General features: G+C 72.6%; 13 protein-coding genes. 7 read left to right on the top strand and 6 right to left on the bottom strand.

From position 1 onward, the window contains the following. Nucleotides 1-2: 2 nt before the first annotated feature. The 3 genes from NUH29_RS10555 to NUH29_RS10545 all read right to left on the bottom strand — a co-directional run bounded on the left by NUH29_RS10555 (nt 3) and on the right by NUH29_RS10545 (nt 3,216). On the bottom strand, nt 3-989 hold the full coding sequence (locus NUH29_RS10555; RefSeq protein WP_258799078.1) for an ATP-grasp domain-containing protein: 987 nt from the start codon (nt 987-989) through the stop codon (nt 3-5). Further along, entirely contained in the window at nt 986-2,047 is a 1,062-nt protein-coding gene (locus NUH29_RS10550; protein WP_258799077.1) for a response regulator, read from the bottom strand. The genes NUH29_RS10555 and NUH29_RS10550 overlap by 4 nt, the downstream gene beginning before the upstream one ends. 68 nt (nt 2,048-2,115) lie before the next feature. Beyond that, nucleotides 2,116-3,216: a heme/hemin ABC transporter substrate-binding protein gene (locus NUH29_RS10545; protein WP_258799076.1), complete on the bottom strand. Its 1,101-nt coding sequence runs from the start codon at nt 3,214-3,216 to the stop codon at nt 2,116-2,118. 282 nt (nt 3,217-3,498) lie between these two features. On the opposite strand from NUH29_RS10545, the gene NUH29_RS10540 reads away from it, so the two are divergent. From NUH29_RS10540 to NUH29_RS10530, 3 genes are read left to right on the top strand one after another with little or no spacing between them, the layout of a single operon-like run. Further along, nucleotides 3,499-5,160 carry a circularly permuted type 2 ATP-grasp protein gene (locus NUH29_RS10540; RefSeq protein ID WP_258799074.1) on the top strand — a complete coding sequence of 554 codons (1,662 nt, stop codon included), beginning with the start codon at nt 3,499-3,501 and terminating at the stop codon, nt 5,158-5,160. Next, the gene (locus NUH29_RS10535; protein WP_258799073.1) at nt 5,154-6,083 is read left to right on the top strand and encodes an alpha-E domain-containing protein; all 930 of its coding nucleotides are present in this window, start codon (nt 5,154-5,156) and stop codon (nt 6,081-6,083) included. The genes NUH29_RS10540 and NUH29_RS10535 overlap by 7 nt, the downstream gene beginning before the upstream one ends. Continuing rightward, entirely contained in the window at nt 6,080-6,925 is an 846-nt protein-coding gene (locus tag NUH29_RS10530) for a transglutaminase family protein (protein ID WP_258799072.1), read from the top strand. The genes NUH29_RS10535 and NUH29_RS10530 overlap by 4 nt, the downstream gene beginning before the upstream one ends. On the opposite strand, the gene NUH29_RS10525 is transcribed toward NUH29_RS10530, so the two are convergent. Continuing rightward, a complete protein-coding gene (locus NUH29_RS10525; RefSeq protein ID WP_258799071.1) occupies nt 6,909-7,994 on the bottom strand; it encodes a DUF998 domain-containing protein in 1,086 nt (361 codons plus the stop codon). The two genes, NUH29_RS10530 and NUH29_RS10525, sit on opposite strands and share 17 nt — an antisense overlap. Before the next feature lie 45 nt (nt 7,995-8,039). Here NUH29_RS10525 and NUH29_RS10520 point away from each other — a divergent pair, with 45 nt between their 5' ends. Beyond that, nucleotides 8,040-9,392, top strand: a complete 1,353-nt coding sequence (locus tag NUH29_RS10520; RefSeq protein WP_258799070.1) for an MFS transporter — start codon at nt 8,040-8,042, stop codon at nt 9,390-9,392. 3 nt (nt 9,393-9,395) lie between these two features. On the opposite strand, the gene NUH29_RS10515 is transcribed toward NUH29_RS10520, so the two are convergent. Next, nucleotides 9,396-9,908 carry a DnaJ family domain-containing protein gene (locus NUH29_RS10515; protein ID WP_258799069.1) on the bottom strand — a complete coding sequence of 171 codons (513 nt, stop codon included), beginning with the start codon at nt 9,906-9,908 and terminating at the stop codon, nt 9,396-9,398. 89 nt (nt 9,909-9,997) lie between these two features. Here NUH29_RS10515 and NUH29_RS10510 point away from each other — a divergent pair, with 89 nt between their 5' ends. The 3 genes from NUH29_RS10510 to NUH29_RS10500 are packed head-to-tail and all read left to right on the top strand — an operon-like array spanning nt 9,998 to nt 13,769. Then, the gene (locus NUH29_RS10510; protein WP_258799068.1) at nt 9,998-11,314 is read left to right on the top strand and encodes an MFS transporter; all 1,317 of its coding nucleotides are present in this window, start codon (nt 9,998-10,000) and stop codon (nt 11,312-11,314) included. Beyond that, nucleotides 11,311-12,366: a M24 family metallopeptidase gene (locus tag NUH29_RS10505; RefSeq protein ID WP_258799067.1), complete on the top strand. Its 1,056-nt coding sequence runs from the start codon at nt 11,311-11,313 to the stop codon at nt 12,364-12,366. Before NUH29_RS10510 ends, NUH29_RS10505 begins: the two co-directional genes overlap by 4 nt. Before the next feature lie 14 nt (nt 12,367-12,380). Next, on the top strand, nt 12,381-13,769 hold the full coding sequence (locus NUH29_RS10500; RefSeq protein ID WP_258799066.1) for a glycoside hydrolase family 5 protein: 1,389 nt from the start codon (nt 12,381-12,383) through the stop codon (nt 13,767-13,769). 6 nt (nt 13,770-13,775) lie between these two features. On the opposite strand, the gene NUH29_RS10495 is transcribed toward NUH29_RS10500, so the two are convergent. Next, on the bottom strand, nt 13,776-15,401 hold the full coding sequence (locus NUH29_RS10495; RefSeq protein ID WP_258799065.1) for an MGH1-like glycoside hydrolase domain-containing protein: 1,626 nt from the start codon (nt 15,399-15,401) through the stop codon (nt 13,776-13,778). Between the last annotated feature and the right edge of the window lie 9 nt (nt 15,402-15,410).

The following is a 15,410-nucleotide window of genomic DNA, read 5'->3' as shown; positions in this document are numbered from 1 at the left end:
GGTCAGTCCTCGTCCTGGTGGGCTGCGTGCGCCGACTCGAGCACCTCGCGCGGGTCGAGCACGACGTCTTCCAGGAAGCGCACCGAGGCGAGCTCCCGGAAGCCGACGTGCTCCGGCAGGCGCGCCCCCGTGAACAGGTCGACGACGAGCGACGGGATGTCGACCCCGGCGGCGATCGTCAAGGGGAGGGCGCCGGGGAACCGGGGGTTCACCTCGAGCAGGGCGGCGCGTCCCTCGCGGTCGCGGCGCAGCTGCACGTTCGCGACGCCGACGAGGCCGATCGCCCGCGCCACCGCGGCCGCCGTCTCCTCCAGTTCCGGGTCGTGGACGGTGCGCCCCGCGATCGCGACGCCCGAGTCCACCCGGGCACGGATGCGCGGCACGGCGGCCACCACGCGGCCGTCCGCATCCGCGAGGACGTCGACGGAGTACTCCTCGCCGGGCAGGAGGTCCTGCACGAGGAGGTCCTCGTCGACGGGCAGCCGCTCGAGCGCCGCCCGGTCGGGCACCACCCGGACACCGCGGCTGCCGGCTCCGCGCCGGGGTTTGGCGAACACCGGGAACTCCCAGTCGACGGCGAGCGCGTCGGGCCCCGCGAGCACCGTGCGCGGGACGTTGACGGTGGGCGTGCAGCGCTCCGCGAGCGCGAGCTTGTCGAGCGCGACGGCGAGGGTGTCGGCGCTCGGGGCCGCCAGCACCGCAGGGGTCAGTTCGGTTCGGCGGGTGGCGAGGGCCTCGAGCTCGACGTCGACGGTCGAGATCACCACGTCGAGGGCGTCGTCGGCGACAAGGGCGGCCAGCCCCGGCACGAACGCGTCCGAGCGCCCGGGTTCGACGAGGCGGCGCTGCGCAGCCGGCACCAGGTAGAGGCCGGCGGCCCACCCGTCCATATCCGCCGCGAACACCGTCACGTCGTCGCGCGCCAGCAGCGAGCGGATCACGGCGACCCCGGCTGCTCCGCCCGCGCCGGTGACGAGCACGCGGGTCATCGCACCTCCCGGTCGCGGCGGACGTCGACCCGATCGCGCACAGGGGTCGAGAGGTCGGAGGTCTCGCGCACGATCTCGAGGGGCTCGACGTTCTCGCTGCTGCTGAAACGCGACCAGTAGCGCGCGGTCGCGCGCACGAAGTCGGGGGCGAGGTAGGCGCGGTTCTCGGCCTGCGAGCGGAAGCAGGCGAGCAGCTCGAGCTTGCGGTCGACGAAGCCGTCGATCGACACGAATCGGGTGGGGCGGAAGTCGACCGTGGCCGAGGGGCTCTGATAGCAGGCGACCGTGTCGATGCTGCGGGTGGCGACGATCGTCGCCTCGTGCACGGCCCGGTGGTCCTGGTGGCGGTCGTGGTTGGTGTGGGTGTAGACGATCGTCGGCACCACCTCGCGCACGACCTCCTCGATGAGCCTCACGGTGCCGCCGCCACCCGAGATCTCGGTGTCGGTGAGGTCTTGGAGGAACAGCCGGGCTCCGAGCAGCTCGGCGGCCGCGAGCGACTCGTGCTGGCGGTTGTCGGCGTCGCCGCCGCGGGCACCCCGGGAGAGGGTGAGGATCGTGATCTCGTCGCCGGCGGCCCGGTGCGCCGCCAGGACGCCGCCGACGCCGATCTCGACGTCGTCGGGATGCGCGCCGACGGCGAGCACGTACTGCTTCTGGGCGACCGCCTCGCGGCGCGCGCGGCCCTCGTCGGCCAGGCGCGTCACGACCTCGACGAGGCGGGTCGAGTCGATGGGCTTGGTGAGGAACTCGTCGGCCTGCGCGCGCAGAGCCGACACGGCGTAGTCGACCGAGACGTGCGCCGTCATGATCACGACCGGCATCCAGGGGGTGTCGATGCGCACCGCCGTCAGCAGGTCGAGCCCCGAGATGCCGGGCATCTGGATGTCGGTCACGAGCACGTCGGGACGGAACGATCCGACCGCGGCGAGAGCCGACGGCCCATCGGTCGCGGTCTGCACCACGCATCCGGCACGGCGCTCCAGCACCGTCTTCACGAACAGCGCGACATCCGGATCGTCGTCGACGACGAGAACCCGGCGTGCCTCCTCAGTCATCTGCCACCCCCTGCTCCGAGCCTAGGGCCCGACCTGTCTGTGGACCAGGAGCGCGCCGCGTGCGCGCCTCAGGGCGCCGCGTAGAGAGAGCGCGCCAGCGCGTCGAGCACTGCGGCCGAGCGCGGCCCGAAGCTCAGCACCACCCCGTCGGCCATGTCGACGAAACGGCGATGCTCGCCGGCCGTCGTCAGGCCGATCGCGGGCTTCGCGGCGAGCAGGCCGTCGACGCCGCCGGCCGAGGCGAGTCCGTCGGTCATCACGAGGATGAGGTCGGGGTCGGCCGCGATCATCGCCTCGTCGGTCATCGGCACCTCGCCCGACCATCCGAGTTCGCTCGCGAGATCGCGCGCGCCGAGGGCGGTGATGAGGCGGCTCGCGCCGGACTCCTCGCCGAACAGGTAGTAGATGCCGGATCCGCCGCGCAGGTAGAGGAACATGACACGCAGCTTCGCGTCGTCGGAGGCCGGGGCGATCTGCGCGATCTGCGCGATCGTGTCGTCGACCTCTGCGGTGATCCGGTCGGCGAGCCGTTCGCCGAGCTCGCCGACGCCGAGCGCCGCGGCGACGTCGCGGGCGAGCTGTGCCGCGCCGTCGAAGCTCGGCTCGTTGGCAAGGAACACGACGGTCACGCCCGAGGCGCGCAGCTGCTCGAGCACGTCGCGCGGGCCGATCGTGCCGTCGGTCAGCACGAGCGTCGGGCGCAGGGCCAGCACGCTCTCGGCGTTCACGGCGTGGGCGCCGGATGTGACCACGGGAAGGTCCTCGGTTCCCGGGAAGGTCGTCGACATGTCGCGGCCGACCAGCGAGTCACCGAGGCCGAGTCCCCAGACCGTCGCCGCGAGCGAGCCGGCCAGGTCGAGCGCGAGCACGCGCGAGGTGTCGGTCACCCGCACCTCGCGATCACCGCCGGGGTCGTGGGAGACGACAGTGGCGGGCAAGGTCTGCACCGGGTCGTCGGCGATCGGGGTGATCTCCGCGTCCGCGACGACCGCGGTGCTGGGCCCTTCCACCGTTCGCGGATCGGGATAGAGATCGAGCTCGGCGAGCGGTCGGTCATCGGCGATCCCCGTCGACGGCGTGACCGGATCAGACGCGCCGGGTGCCGCGCAGCCCACAAGCAGCGCGAGAGTCGCGACAGCCGCGAGGCAGGCGCGGAGTGCTCGGGTCACCCGCACATCCTACGCAGAAGTAAGGTGAGCCTAACCCGAGAGCGGCGGTGCCGCTTTCCGATTTCCCAGCCTGTGCACGGCGACCGCCCAGCATGCCTCCTTACCATGGTCGTATTCCCGCGGCGGCGCTGTGGTGGTCGCCGCCGCGGGAGATCCCCCGGAGCCTCCTCTTGTGCTCCGTGAGACGGCCCGCCCGATCCCCCTCCGGCGGGCCGTTTCCCTGTCCGGCGGTCGGAGCCGCGTTGAAACACCGGCGCAACATCGCGGGCCTAGGCTCGTGCCATGGGTGACCTGTTCGAGGGCTACGGCGCCGTCGCCACGCGCCGGAAGGGCACCCCGCCGTGGGATGAGATGTTCGCATCCGGCGATGCCGCCCGCGTGCCGTACCGCGAGATCCATGCCGCCCTCGCCCGCATGACGCAGGAGGAACTGCGCGGGCGCACCGAGTCGCTGGCCAGTTCGTACCTCGCGCAGGGCGTCACCTTCGACTTCGCGGGCGAGGAGCGGCCGTTCCCGCTCGACGCCGTGCCGCGCGTGATCGAGCAGTCGGAGTGGGTCACCGTCGAGGCGGGCGTGAAGCAGCGCGTGAAGGCGCTCGAGGCCTTCCTCTCCGACGTCTACGGCACCCAGCGCGCCGTGCTCGACGGGGTCATCCCGGCCGGGCTCATCAGCTCGTCGAACCACTTCCACCGCGAGGCGCACGGGATCGAGCCCGCCAACGGGGTGCGCATCCAGGTGTCGGGCATCGACCTGATCCGCGACGAGGCCGGCACCTGGCGGGTGCTCGAAGACAACGTGCGGGTGCCGTCGGGGGTCAGCTACGTGATCTCCAACCGCCGCGTGATGGCGCAGACACTTCCCGAGCTGTTCGTCTCGATGCGGGTGCGGCCGGTCGGCGACTACCCGCAGCGGCTGCTGGGCGCCCTGCGCGCATCCGCCCCCGAGGGCGTCGACGACCCGACCGTCGTCGTGCTGACGCCCGGCGTCTACAACTCCGCCTACTTCGAGCACACCCTGCTCGCCCGGCTCATGGGCGTCGAACTCGTCGAAGGCCGCGACCTCTACTGCTCGGGCGGGCGCGTCTTCATGCGCACCACCGCCGGGCCGACCCGCGTCGACGTCATCTACCGCCGCGTCGACGACGAGTTCCTCGACCCGCTGCAGTTCCGCGCAGACTCGATGCTCGGCTCGCCGGGACTCATGATGGCCGCCCGCCTCGGCAACGTGACCATCGCCAACGCGATCGGCAACGGCGTCGCCGACGACAAGCTCGTCTACACCTACCTGCCCGACCTGATCCGCTACTACCTCTCGGAGGAGCCGATCCTGCCGAACGTGCAGACCTGGCGCCTCGAAGAGCCGGGCGCGCTCGAGGAGGTGCTCGACCGGCTCGACGAGCTCGTCGTGAAGCCCGTCGACGGCTCGGGCGGCAAGGGGCTCGTGGTGGGCCCGGATGCCTCCAAAGATCAGCTCGACGAGCTGCGCACCCGCCTGCAGCGGGATCCGCGCGGATGGATCGCGCAGCCCGTGGTGCAGCTCTCGACGATCCCGACGCTCGTCGACGACGGCCTGCGACCCCGGCACGCCGACCTGCGGCCGTTCGCCGTGAACGACGGCTCGGACATCTGGGTGCTGCCCGGCGGGCTCACCCGCGTCGCGCTCCCCGAGGGGCAGCTCGTCGTCAACAGCTCGCAGGGCGGCGGGTCGAAGGACACCTGGGTGGTCGGCACCGACCCGCTCAGCTCGCCGGGCCACGACATCCAGGCGCTCGTGGCGGAGCAGGCGGCCGTGACCAGTTCGATCCCGATCATCACCGAGTCGCACATCCAGGACCACAACCCGCAGGACGCGCCGCGCCGCGACCAGCAGCAACAGCAGCAGCAGCAACGCAGTCGGTTGAGTAGCGCCCGAAGGGCGCGTGTCGAAACCGAGTCAGAATGCTGAGCCGCATCGCCGAGTCGCTCTTCTGGATCGGCCGCTACATCGAGCGCAGCGACGGCACCGCGCGCATCCTCGACGTGCACCTGCAGCTGCTGCTGGAGGATCCGTGGATCGAGGAGAACCTCGCCTGCCGCTCGCTGCTCTCGGTCATGGGCGTCGAGGTCGAGGGCGACTCCGAGGTGGAGCGCGCCGACGTGCTCGCGATCCTCGCCGTCGACCGCAACCAGCCCGCCTCCATCGCGTACTCGCTCGCCGCCGCCCGCGAGAACGCGCGCCGGGCGCGCGAGGTCGTGTCGACCGAGCTCTGGGAGGTGCTCAACACCACCCGGGCCCGGATGCCGCGCAAGGTCGCGAGCGACAAGGTGCACGAGTTCTTCGCGTGGGTGCGCGAGCGCGCCGCCCTCGCGGTCGGCATCATCGAGTCGTCGACGAGCCGCGACGAGGCCTACCGCTTCTTCACCCTCGGCCGCTCGATCGAACGCGCCGACATGACCGCCCGGCTGCTCGCCACCCGCTCGCTCACCGAGGCGTCCGGCCCGAGCTGGACCACCATCCTGCGCTCGGTCGGCGCCTACGAGGCCTACCTGCGCACGTACCGCGGCGTGCCGAGCGCGCGCAACGCCGCCGAGTTCCTGCTGCTCGACCGGCTGTTCCCGCGCAGCATCCTGTTCTCGGTGACCCGCGCCGAGCAGAGCCTGCGCGACATCGAACCCCGCAGCGACCGGGTCGGGGTCTCCGACCAGGCCCTCCGCCTCCTCGGCCAGATCAGGTCCGAGCTCGAGTACCGCCCCATCGCCGACATCCTCGACGACCTGCCGCGCCACATGGACAGCGTGCAGGCCGCGACGAGCGCCGCATCCGAGGCGATCCGTCAGCGGTACTTCCCGACGAACGCGGCACCCAGCTGGGCGGGGGAGAGCACGTGAACCGCCTGCGCATCCGACACGTCACCGGCTTCCAGTACCAGGGCTCCGCCACCGCCTCCTACAACGAGGCGCGCATGCTGCCCGTCACGGGCGACGGCCAGCTCGTGCTCTACTCGAACCTCGAGATCTCGCCCATCTCGGGCACCCACAGCTACGTCGACTACTGGGGCACCCGCGTCTCGAGCTTCGAGATCCTGAACCCGCACGACGAGCTCTCGCTCACCGCCACGAGCCTCGTCGAGGTGCGCTCGCGCGACCACGACGAGCGCGGGCTCGACTGGCAGCAGCTCGCGGTCGAGACGGCGCGCGCGACCGAGTACGTCGAGCAGCTCGGGCAGACCCCGCGCACCCGGCCGCCCGCCGAGGTGGTGGAGCTGGCGCAGTCGATCGTGGCCGGATACGACGACCCGTGCGCCGCCGCGCGCGCGGTGTGCACGGCGATCGGCGAGCGGATCGAGTACATGCCGGGCGTCACGGGCGTGCACACGACCGCCGGGGAGGCGTGGGAGCACCGCAAGGGCGTCTGCCAGGACATCACCCACCTCGCCCTCGGCGCCCTGCGCTCGGTCGGCATCGCCGCGCGCTACGTCTCCGGTTACCTGCATCCGCGACCGGACGCCGAGATCGGCGTCACCGTCGCGGGGGAGTCCCACGCCTGGGTCGAGTGGTACTGCGGGCAGTGGCACGGCTTCGACCCGACCAACCTCATCGACATCGACGACCGCCACGTGATCGTCGGCCGCGGTCGCGACTACAACGACGTCGCCCCGCTGCGCGGCGTCTACGCCGGCCCGTCGAGCTCGAAGCTCTTCGTGACCGTCGAGATCACGCGCGAGGCGTAGCCGCCGCGGCATCGGCCACGGCGAGGTCGGATGCGGCGGCCGCGACGTTGCGGATCAGCAGGAACAGCCACACGAACACGAGCGCGAACGCCATGATCTCGACGACCGTCAGATAGAAGTAGCCGACCGCGTAGGCGACGAACGCGGCGACCACGACCGCGAGGAACGCGAAGCCCACCAGGAAGAACGGGCGGGGCAGCCGGGGTTCGAGGCGCGGCATCCGGATGACGAGGTATCCGAACGCGATCACCATGCCGATCGAGACACCGATGTGGATCGCGGTGTGCAGGTCTACCGTGAATACGCCGACCCCCGCCATGCAGAGTCCCAGCACGATCAACCCGACGGTGATCTCGGCGGCGTGGCGCCGGGCCGCCGGGTCGGGCGTGCCGTCGGGACGGCGGGTGAGGGGGCTCGCCTCGAGGTCGCTCGTCAGGTAGCTCGACAGCGTCGTGATGAGCACGCCCGCGACGATCATCGTGAAGTCGAACATGGCGCCCGAGAAGTCCTTGTCGACGCCCAGGTCGCTGATGTTGGTCTGCCACCAGTGCGGGTCGCTCTCGCTGAGCGTCGCCGAGAGCACGCCGAGCACCAGGAACACGACGAGCACGGTCGCCAGCCGGCTGGTGGTCATGTCGCTCGCCGAGAGGAACACCAGGTAGGCGGTCGCCGCCGCGCCGCCGCCCACCAGCCCGTAGGCGGCGAGGCTGTAGATGGCGGCGTCGATGAAGGCGTGCGCGAGCACGAAGGCGACCGTGATCCAGGCGAGCATCGCCACCGCCGCGTGGGCGAGGGCGAGCGCGCCGATGTCGACGATCCGGCGCCACAGGGGAATGGTGCGGCGCCACTCGCGGCCCGGGCGCCCGGAGGAGAGCACGTAGCCCGCCACGAAGACGCACAGGCCGACCGCGCCCGAGGTGAAGGTGGTCAGGGTTCCGACCGACCCCGGCCCGGAGAGCGGGGGCGTGCCGCCGTGGAAGACGAGCAGACCGGTCAGGGCGCCCGCGGCGAAGCCGACGATCGCCACGACCAGCGCAGTGGACTCGATGCGGGCAGCGGTGCCGTTCACCCTCCTGTCATACACCCGCCGCGAGACGGTTAGGCTCGGGAGGCCATGACCGACGCGCAGGACCCGACCGAAGCGATCGAGCTGCCGCGGCGGAGGCGCTTCGTCGACCTGAGCCCGCTGCGCGAGCATCCGGTGTTCGCGAGGCTCTTCATCGGCACCTCCATCTCGGGCGTCGGATTCTGGGTCACCTCGGTCGCGGTCGGCCTGTTCATCTTCGACATCACGGGCGACACCTTCGCCGTCGCGCTCGTCGGCGGCATCTCGCTGGTGCCGATGATCGTCGCGGGTCTCTGGGGCGGGATGCTCGCCGACGCCTTCGACCGGCGGAAGGTGCTCATCATCTCGAGCATCGTCGCGTGGGCGGCGATCATCGGGATCGTCGTGCTCGCGGCGATCGATTCGGGCGTTCCCGGCCGGCCGCCGGTGTGGCCGCTGTACGTGCTCACCACGCTCAACGCGGTCGCGTCGACCATCTCGAACGCCACCCGCAGCTCCGTGACGCCGCGCATCGTGCCTGCCGACATGGTGTCGCGGGCCAACGCCCTCAACGGCATCACCTTCGGACTGCAGCTCACCATCGGTCCCGCGCTCGCCGGGGTGCTCGTCGCGGCGATCGGCTTCCCGCTCACCTTCGCGGTCGACGCCGTGCTGTTCACGGCCGGCTTCCTCGGGGTGCTCGGCCTGCCGAAGCTGCCCCCGCTCAGCCACGCGGCGAAGCCCGGACTGGAGTCGCTGCGCGACGGCATTCGGTTCCTGAAGACGGCGCCCAACATCCGCATGAGCTTCATCGTCGACATCGTGGCCATGAGCCTCGGGCGCCCCTACGTGCTGCTGCCGGCGATCGGTGCGTCGGTGCTCGGCGGCGGGCCGGTCACGGTGGGCGTGCTCACGGCGGCCACCGCGATCGGCACCTTCCTGACCGGACTGTTCAGCGGACCGGTCGCCCATGTGCACCGCTACGGGGTCGCGATCGGGCGCGCCATCATGCTGTTCGGTGCGTTCACGGCGCTGTTCGGCATCGTCATCGCGGTCGCGGCGACCGGATGGTTCGGGCCGGTCGGGGCGAGCTGGGACCAGGTGAACCTGCCCCTGCTGCTGCTCGCGGCCGTGGCGCTCGCCGGCACCGGCGCCTCCGACGAGGTGAGCGCGATCTTCCGCTCGACGATGTTGCTGACCGCCGCCCCGGATGAGATGCGCGGCCGACTGCAGGGCATCTTCATCGTCGTGGTCACCGGCGGTCCGCGCATCGGCGACATGATCGCGGGCGGTCTCGCGGTGCTCACCACCGTCTGGCTTCCGCCCGTCGCGGGCGGTCTCGCGATCGTCGCGATCATCGCGATCCTGCTGCGCGCCCAGTCGACGTTCCGCCTCTACGACGCGCGCGATCCGCAGCCGTAGTGCTCAGCTGATCGGGTGGCGGCGCTCCTCCCACGCGGCCACCTCGGCGTCGACGTCGCGCGTGGGGGTGATGACGGGCGGGCCGCCGAGCAGCTGCCGCCGCGCCTCGACCACGCGGGTGTTGAAGTCCTCGACCGCGGCGCGCACCTCGGCGGTGCGCGTCAAACCGTCGAGGCGCGTCTCCAGTTCGGCGTCCTCGGCGCGCAGCAGGATCGCCGTCGGGCCGAGCCCGCGCAGCTGCTCGCGCTCGATCTTGCGGCGGATCCACCAGTCCGGATCGTGCGGGCGCCCGTCGCCGATGCCGGGCAGCGGCTTGCCGGCGCCCGGCAGGTTCTCGAAGTCGCCGCGTCGCATCGCCTGCTGCACCGCGATCTCGGCGGCCAGGGCGCGGTCCGCATCCGTCGCCTCGCGCTGCTCGGGTTCGGGCTCCGGCTCCTCGCCGAGCTGCTCGCGGCGGAAGCGGTCGAGCCGGTAGCGCAGGGCGGCGCGGATCGCGTCGCCGTCGCTCTCGGTCATGGCAGCAGCGTAGGCCGGGTCGGGCGTGGGCGCAGGATGCGAGAAAGCGCTTTCTCGGATACGCTGGCGTCGAGCAGCGAAGGAGCGCGATGACCACCCCGGATTCCGCGGACGCCGCGCCCGCGCGCCGATGGCTCCTGGATCCCGCCCCGCTCGTCGAGAGCCCCGCCTATCGCCGATTCTGGGTGAGCGGTGTCGCCGCCGGGGTCGGAACGCAGCTGACGGCCGTCGCCATCGGGATCCAGATCTACGCCATCTCGGGGTCGACCGCCGCCGTCGCGTTGGTCGGCGGCTTCGCGCTCGTGCCGATGATCGTGGTCGGGCTGGCGGGCGGAACGCTCGTCGACGCCTTCGACCGCCGCCGCGTGCTCATCGCCGCGTCGAGCGTCGCGTTCGTCGCCCCGGTGGGCATCGCCGCCCTGGCCTGGGCCGAGGTCGACGCGCTCTGGCCGTACTACGCCTTCACCACGCTCTCCTCCACCGCGGGCTCGCTCGTGGGGGCGGCCCGATTCGCGATCCACCCGCGCCTCGTGCCCTATCGGCTGCTGCCCGCCGTGGCCGCCCTCTCGGGGCTCAGCGCCGGGTTGCAGACCGCCGTCGGCCCCGCCCTGGCCGGTCTGCTGGTGGCGGCGTTCGGGTTCGCCTGGACCTACACGATCGACATCGGCCTCTTCCTCATCGGCTTCTGGGGAATCCTGTCGTTGCCCGCCATCCCGCCCGAGAACCCGAGCCGCCCGGGGCTCGGCGCGCTCGCCGAGGGCTGGCGGTTCCTGCGCGACGCCCGCAACATCCGCACCGCGATCGCCCTGCAGATCGCCACGCTCGCGTTCGGGCGCAGCTACGCGATCCTGCCCGCCGTGGGGGCGCTGGTCGTGGGCGGCGGGGCGCTGAGCGTCGGGTTGCTGGCCGCCGCCGGGGCCGTCGGGGTGATCGCGAGCGGTCTGCTCTCGGGACCCCTCGGACACGTGCGCCACCACGGTCGCGCGATCGCTCTCGCGACCGGCGCGCAGGCGGGGTTCGTCGCGCTGCTCGGGGTGCTGCTGTGGTTCTTCGGCGCGCGCACCGGGCGTCCCACGGATGCCGCACCCGACCTCGTCGCGCTGCTCGCCCTGTGCCTCGTGATCGCCCTCGCGGGCGCCGCCGACAACGTGGCCGGGATCTTCCGCACCACGATGATGCAGCAGGCGACCCCCGACTCCATGCGCGGGCGGCTGCAGGGGCTCTTCACGCTCGTGCTCACCGCGGGCCCGCGGGTCGGCGACGTCTATGCGGGCTTCCTCGCCGCCGCGGCGGCGCTCTGGGTGCCCGCGCTGCTCGGCGGAGCCCTCATCGCCGGCACGACCGCCGCCCTGACCCGCACGCGCCCCGGCTTCCGCCGCTACGACGCCTGGGAGCCCGTGCCATGACCAGCTCATCCGCCGCCGTGGGCGACGACAGGCCGGCGAAGCTCGCGCGGGTGCGGGAACTGCTCGCCGACCGGGACGCGCCCTTCCTGACCCTCACCGCGGCCGAGAATCTCGCGTGGCTCCTCGACGGGGCGCGGGTTCAGGTGCCGTACGGGGGCCCTCCCGTCGTACGCGCCGTCGTCGACCGCGACGGCGGCATCCGGGTCGACGCGTCCGCCAACGAGGTCGACCGACTCGCCGCCGAGGAGCTCGGCGGGCTCGAACTCCACCCGGTGCCGTGGTCCGTCTCGCTGCCGGACCCGGCGCCGGGTGGTCTGCTCGACACCGACCTCGTGGCCGAGCTGCGGGCGGCGCGGGCCGTGCTGCTGCCGGCGGAACGTGCGCGCTACGCGTCGCTGGGAGCAGAGGTCGCCCGCGCCGTGGGCGAGGTGCTGCGCGCGGCGCGCCCTGGTGACACGGAGCGGCGGCTGGCGGCGGAGCTCGCCCGCGCCGTCGTGGGGATCGGCGCCGAGCCGGTCGTGCTGCTCGTCGCCGGGGAGTCGCGGCTCGGATGGCGGCATCCGCTTCCGACCGACGCTCCGCTCGGACGGCGCGCGATCGCCGTGGTCGGAGCCCGGCGGACCGGCCTGGTCGTCAACCTCACCCGCTGGATCCGCTTCGGCTCCGCCACCCCCTCCGCACGGGCGGGGGATGCCGCCCTGCTCGAGGTGGAGGCGGACGCCTTCGCCGCGACGCGGCCCGGTCGCACCCTCGCCGAGGCGCTCGCCGACATCCGCGACGCCTACCCGCGCCACGGCTTCGATCCGGAGGAGTGGACACGCCACCATCAGGGCGGACCGACGGGCTACCTGGGGCGCGACCCGAAGGCCACCCCGGATGCCGCGGACGTGATCCGCGCGGGGCAGGCGTTCGCCTGGAATCCCTCGGCGCCGGGCGCCAAGGTGGAGGACACGGTGATCGTCGACGACGGGATCCGGGTGCTCACCGTCGACCCCGGATGGCCGACCACGATGGTGCGCGGCCTCGCCCGCCCCATCGAACTCGAACTGTGAACGAGAGGAACACGATGACCCTGGACTGGATCCGCGTCGACGGCGACCGGCTCGCCGGAGAGGACGGCCGCACCGTGGAGCTGCACGGGGTGGGCCTCGGCGGCTGGATGAACATGGAGAACTTCATCACCGGGTACCCCGGCAACGAGGAGGCGTTCCGCCGCCTGCTCCTCGACGCCATGGGCCGGGAGAGCTACGACGCCTTCTTCGACGCCTTCCTCGTCGACTTCTTCGACGAGGCGGATGCCGCCCGCCTCGCCGAGATCGGCATCGACTCGGTGCGCATCCCGTTCAACTACCGCCACTTCGAAGACGACGCCCGGCCGTTCGAGCTGAAGGAGGCGGGCTTCGCCCAGCTCGACCGGGTGGTGACCCTGCTGGCGCGGCACGGCATCCGGTCGATCCTCGATCTGCATGCGCTGCCGGGGCGCCAGAACCAGCACTGGCACTCCGACAACCCCACCCATCTCGCCGAGTTCTGGCAGCATCCGCACTTCCAGGACCGCGTCGTGCACCTGTGGGAGGCGCTCGCCGACCGGTACAAGGACCGCCCCGAGGTCGCCGGCTACAACCCGATCAACGAGCCGAGCGATCCGACGGGCGAGGTGCTGCCCGCGTTCTACCGGCGGCTCGAGGGGGCCATCCGCGCGATCGACCCCCGGCACGTGCTGTTCCTCGACGGCAACAAGTACTCCACCGACTTCAGCTGCTTCGACCCGGCCGAACCGCTGCCGAACGTCGTCTACACGGCCCACGACTACGCGTTGCCGGGCATCACCTCCGCCACCGAGTACCCCGGCACGACCCGCGGCGAGTACTTCGACCGTTCCGTTCTCGAGCAGACCTTCCTGCGGCGCACCGCCTACATGCGCGAGACGGGCACCCCGATCTGGATCGGCGAGTTCGGGCCCGTCTATTCGGCGGACCGGAGCCAGGATGCGTGGCGGCTGCGCCTGCTGCAGGATCAGCTCGACGTCTACCGCGAGCACGGCGCGAGCTGGGCGCTCTGGACGTACAAGGACATCGGGCTGCAGGGGCTCGAGTCGGCCCGGCCGGACAGCCCGTACCTGCGGCTCGTCGGCGACCTCGTCGAGAAGAAGGGGCGCCTCGGCATCGACTCGTGGGGCGGCTCGGATGCGGGTGTGCGCGACGTGATCGACCCGATCCACGCCCTGTTCGAACGGGAGTGGCCCGACTACGCGCCGTGGCCGTGGGGGCGGCAGCCGCACGTGGCGGTGCTGGTGCGGCACATCCTGTTGGCCGAGCCGATGGCCGAGGAGTTCGCGGCCCGCTTCCGGGGGATCACCCCCGCGCAGGCGCGCGAGCTCGCGCACTCGTTCCGCCTCGACGCCTGCACCGAGCGCACCGGCCTCACCTCCCTCCTCGCCGCGCACCTGGCCTGAGGACGCTCAGAAGACGGGAGCGGTGAAGCCGGGAGCGGTGCGGGCGCCGGTGGCGAGGTCGGCGCGGTCGTTCGGGGCGAGGTGCAGGCGGGTCGCGCCGGATGCCGTCACGAGCTCCCCCGCGACCGGACGGGCGGCGAGGCAGACCACGGCGAGCGGTTCGCCGGCGGCATCCGTCTCGACCCGCCATCCGCGCGGGAACGCGAGCCATCGTGCACCGTCGCGCTCCACGACGACGCGCTCGTCGTCGGCGGCGAGCGCGAAGCGGTGCGCGCCGATGCGCCGCCCGGCGGCGACGGCATCCGCTGCGGCGCCGTGCTCGAGGCGCGTGGGGGCGAGGCCCGAGAACCACACGCTCCCGTCGGGGCGGGGAAGGATGCCGCACGAGCGCTCGAGCTGGTCGAGGAAGAACAGCAGCGCGGGGGAGTACGCCTCGGTGTAGCCCGCCGCACCGCTCGACGGATCGAGGCACTGCGGGAAGCGATCGGCGACGGCGAGCGCGGTGAGCGTCGCGGTCGCGACGAGGGCGTGTTCGGCGACCCGACCGTGGTGCTCGAACGGGTGCGCCGCCCGGATCATCGAGAGCAGGTTGACCGGCCCGCCCCACGAGTTCACGGTCGCGTCGCCCGAGAAGCGCGGGTCGTCCATCGCGAGCGAGGTGAGGCCGGCGGCGGAGAGGAAGCGGCGGGTGTTGAGGAGGTCGCGCTCGAGTGCCGCGGCGAACTCCGCGTCGTCGCCGTGCTCCGACTCGTACACGCGCAGGATCACATCCGACACCACGCGTCGGAGCGCACCGCGCGCGTCGCGGTCGTAGTAGCGCCCGTCCTCGGCGAGGCACTGGGCGAGCAGCGCCGCCGTCGACGCGGCGGATCGCGACCGCCAGTCGCCGCCGTCGTCGCCGAGCGTCTCGGCGATGCGCCCCAGCTCGGCGCGCTGGGCCGCGACGTTGGCGGTGAGATCCGGGGCGACGAAGGGAAGCGTCGGATGCGCCGGATCCACCTGGGCGGCGTCGGCGCGGTAGCCGCGGTCGGGAACGCCCCAGAACCGCGGCGAGGCGTCGTGGCCGGTGTCGAAGGTGCAGAACGCCTCGACCCCGCCGGTGCCGAGGGTGTCGCGGTGGCGGGCGAGCCACTCGTCGTTCGCCGCCATCGCGCGGTACATGGTGCGCAGGTAGTCGAGGTCGCCGCCCCCCGTGAGCCGGAACACGTTCCGCACCGTGCGCGCGAGGGGGGTGACCATCTGGATCTGGCTGAAGGCGGGACCGTCGTCGGTCACCTTGTAGGGCAGCAGCCCGTCGGGGCGTGCGTGCGCGGCGAGGCGCAGATGGGTCGCCCGAGCGACCGCGGGCGCGAAGCGCGCGAGCACCTCCGTGCTGATCGAGCCGGTGCTCTCGACCCACGCGCCCGGGTAGGCGCCGCCCTCGACGAGCACGGGTGCGCCGTCCCCGCCGAGCGGACGGATGCAGCCGTCGAGCTCCCGGATCGCCTGGTCCCACCGCGCGGCGAGCGGACCGCCCGCCGCCGCGAAGCCGATCCCCGCTGCCGAGAGGCCGTCCCGGAGCGGGCCGGGGGACGGCGTCGCGCCGACGTCGCGGTCGCCGAGGGCCGCGAGTGCGTCGTCGATGGCGGTCATCGGATGCCT

Origin of the sequence: Protaetiibacter mangrovi, assembly GCF_024752305.1 — a bacterium.
Classification (GTDB): domain Bacteria; phylum Actinomycetota; class Actinomycetes; order Actinomycetales; family Microbacteriaceae; genus Homoserinibacter; species Homoserinibacter mangrovi.
Note: the sequence above shows the minus strand (reverse complement) of the source record. Positions and strands in the feature narration are given on the sequence as shown.